This window comes from Burkholderia sp. Ac-20345, assembly GCF_017104825.1.
Taxonomy (GTDB): Bacteria; Pseudomonadota; Gammaproteobacteria; order Burkholderiales; family Burkholderiaceae; genus Burkholderia; species Burkholderia lata_B.
Window position 1 is genome coordinate 1 of sequence record NZ_JAAGPO010000437.1, and the last position, 2,361, is coordinate 2,361.

At 70.5% G+C, this 2,361-nt stretch carries 4 protein-coding genes; all 4 read right to left on the reverse strand.

What is annotated here, in order from left to right; genetic code table 11:
* The coding region (locus G3O06_RS47700) for a branched-chain amino acid ABC transporter permease (RefSeq protein WP_205820273.1) at positions 1-571 on the reverse strand (571 nt) is incomplete at its 3' end.
* A gap of 7 nt (positions 572-578) precedes the next feature.
* Entirely contained in the window at positions 579-1,016 is a 438-nt protein-coding gene (locus G3O06_RS47705) for a thioesterase family protein (RefSeq protein ID WP_205820275.1), read from the reverse strand.
* Between the two features lie 139 nt (positions 1,017-1,155).
* A complete protein-coding gene (locus G3O06_RS47710) occupies positions 1,156-1,692 on the reverse strand; it encodes an NUDIX domain-containing protein (protein ID WP_089456050.1) in 537 nt (178 codons plus the stop codon).
* Positions 1,693-1,813: 121 nt separating this feature from the next.
* On the reverse strand, positions 1,814-2,361 hold a 548-nt coding region (locus tag G3O06_RS47715), incomplete at its 5' end, for a YbfB/YjiJ family MFS transporter (protein WP_205820277.1).

Consider the following 2,361-nt stretch of genomic DNA (forward strand, 5'->3'; position numbering starts at 1 on the left):
TCTGCGCGCGTCGCGTATCGGGCTCGTTGTGCGCCTCGACGGCCGCACGGTGCGTCAGCGCCGCGCGCACGACGAGCCCGATACGCGACGCGCGCAGCAACGCGCCGAGCGCGACCAGCATCGCCGTGGACATCCCCATCATGAACAGCCGGTAGCGCGGCAGCGCGAGGCCGAATACGGTCACGGGCGCACCGTCGAACAACGCCGGCACGGGCGCCGGCAACGGCGCGAGGCCCCACACGAGTTTCGCGCCCTCGCCGATCAGGTACGCGAGGCCGAAGGTCAGCAGCAGTTCGCTCGTATGGCCGCGCGCCTGCACGCGGCGCAGCAGCATGCGTTCGCAGCCGGCGCCGAGCAGCCCGACCGCGAGCGGCGCGAGCACCAGCGCGGGCCAGAAGCCCGCGCTGGCCGCGATGCTGTAGCCGACATACGCGCCGAGCATGTAGAAGCTCGCATGCGCGAAGTTGAGCACGCCCTGCACGCTGAAGATCAGCGTGAGTCCGGCCGACAGCATGAACAGCAGCAAGCCGTAGCTGAGGCCGTTGAAGGCCTGGAGCGCGAATGCGTGCAAGGCGAAATCAGGCCGCGAGCGGCTCGAGCGCTGCGCGCAGCGCGTCGGGCAGCGGCACCGGCCGGCGCGTGCCGCGATCGACGTACACGTGCACGAAATGCCCCTGTGCGGCGGGCGACGCGTCGCCCTGCGCGAACAGCCCGACCTCGTAGCGCACGCTCGACGTGCCGAGCTTCACGACCCGCAGCCCCGCGTCGACCGACTGCGGAAACACCAGCGGCGCGAAGTAGTTGCACTGCGTCTCGACCACGAGGCCGATCGTCTGCCCGTGCTCGACGTCGAGCACGCCCGCACGGATCAGGTATTCGTTCACGACCGTGTCGAAGTAGCTGTAGTAGACGACGTTGTTCACGTGCCCGTAGACGTCGTTGTCCATCCAGCGGGTCGTGATCGGCAGGAAGTGGTGATAGGCGTCGCGCGGACGCGGTTGCGGCTTGTCGGACATGGCGATGGCGGTCAGGACGATGGAAGCGATGAGGACGATGCGCGGCGGCCGCATGACGGCGCGCGCCGGCAAGAAGCGGAGCGCCGTGCCGCGAGCGCTCGCGACACGGCAGATGCGACCTTGCTGACAGGCCGGCCCGTCACTGCCCCGGCCGGTCGACGAACTCGAAATCGAGGCCGCGCGCACGCATCCAGTCGGCGAGCGCGACGCCCGTGCCGGCGCGCCACGGGCGCAGCAGCGGCGGATCGACGAGTTTGTATTCGAGCAGTTCCGGCGACAGCGCGACCGTGCCCGATGCACGCACGTGATACGCGATGATCAGCTCGTTCTTGCGGATGAATTCGTAGACGCCGACGAGCGACACGTGCTCGGCCTTCAGCGCCGTTTCCTCGAAGACCTCGCGCGCGATGCCGTCTTCGGGCGTCTCGCCGTTCTCGAGGAAGCCGGTGATCAGCGCGAACATCCCTTCGGGCCACGCCGCATTGCGCGCGAGCAGGATCTTGCCGTCGAGCTCGACGATCGCGGCGACGACGGGCAGCGGGTTGTTCCAGTGCACATAGCCGCAGCTGTCGTCGGGGCACGCCTGGCGAATGCGGCCGCCTTCATGGTCGGGATCGGCGCGCTCGGTGAGCGGGCTCGCGCAGCGCGGGCAAAAGCGGTAATCGGCGGTGGTCATCGATGGGGATCTGGCAGGCGCCGGACGGCCGCCAGCCGGCTGCCCGCGCACCCGCTCGGCGCGGGAAAGGCTTCATTCTAGCGAGTTTGCCCGTGCCGCAGACGATCCGTCCCCGCCGATATCACGGTTGCAGGCGCGCTCGTGCGGCGGTCGCCGCGAAGCCGGCCGCGCCGAGCAGCAGCGCGGCCACCGCGACCCACAGCGCGGGGGAAAACGACCCGAAGCGGGCGGCCAGCGGCGCCGCGACGAGCGGACCGAGAATCTGCCCGACCCCGTACGACGCGGTCGCATAGCCCATCAGCCCGGCTGCCCGCTCGCCGTGCAAACGCCGCGCCTCGCGCATCGCGAACAGCGTGATCGCGGTGAACGGCAGCCCGAGCAGCGCGCTGCCGACCGAGAAACCCGCCGCGTTCGGCCACACGATCCCGGCGGCGATGCCGAGCGCCTGCGTCGCGCAACCGGCGGCCAACAGCAGCCGGTTGTCCCAGTGCCCGGGCAGCCGCGCGGCGGTGATCGCGCCGACGATCAGCGCCGCACCGAACATCGGCCAGAACAGGTCGGGCCACGGCGAACCGGCCGGCAGCGCGGCGCGCGCGATCACGGGCAGGAACGTCGCGGTGATGATGTAGCCGAAGCCCGGCATGCCGTACAGCACGACGAGCCATGCGG